The sequence below is a fragment of the Vibrio sp. Vb1980 genome (assembly GCF_033338615.1).
Lineage (GTDB): Bacteria > Pseudomonadota > Gammaproteobacteria > Enterobacterales > Vibrionaceae > Vibrio > Vibrio alginolyticus.
Map to the genome: position 1 here is coordinate 1 of NZ_JAWOSZ010000073.1, position 765 is coordinate 765.

At 48.9% G+C, this 765-nt stretch carries 1 protein-coding gene; it reads right to left on the reverse strand.

Annotation, left to right across the window (positions count from 1 at the left end; genetic code table 11):
• Positions 1 to 2: 2 nt before the first annotated feature.
• Positions 3 to 765 (reverse strand): ABC transporter ATP-binding protein (locus R7F64_RS23840; protein WP_318072144.1); only part of this gene is annotated, 763 nt, incomplete at its 5' end.

A 765-nucleotide genomic window follows, 5' to 3' on the forward strand; every position in this document is an offset into this window, starting at 1 on the left:
ACTCATGCTGGTGCTCCTTGTTGCTCTGGCTGCTTGTGAACATCGTGAATATTGGGGAACGAGGCCCACAATTTTTGGGTGTAAGGGTGTTGTGGGTGATTGCGGATCTCGTAAGCGTGATTGACTTCTACGATCTCACCATGGCGCATGATGGCGATGCGGTCGCACAGTTGGCTCATCAAAGCTAAATCGTGAGTGATGAAAAGAACTGAGAAACCAAATTCTTCTCTCAGCTGATAAATTTGTTGCAGGATCTCTCGCTGCACCACCACATCAAGCGCTGTCGTTGGTTCATCCATAATGATGAGCTTAGGGTTTAAAGACAGCGCGATGGCAATAACCAGCCTTTGGCGCATTCCCCCAGAGAACTGGTGCGGATATTCACCCAGTCGATCTCGAGGGATGTTCACCAAATCGAGCAGTTTTTCGGCGCGATCTTTGGCTTGTTCGTTGCTGAGTCCTTGATGATGACGTAGGACGTCTGCAAACTGCTCTTGAATGGTCAGTACCGGATTAAGCGAATTCATGGCACTTTGGAATACCATGGCGATTTCGCTCCAACGCAGCGCTCCTAGCTCCTTATCGGACAAACGTAAGATGTCCTTACCTTGGAACAGAATTTGTCCACCAGAGATAAACGCGGGCGGCTTGTGCAGACGATTGATCGAAAAAGCGATGGTACTCTTTCCGCATCCAGATTCCCCAGCAAGGCCGAATACTTCGCCTTTTCCAATATCAAAGCTGACCGATTTCACCGCATTAAAG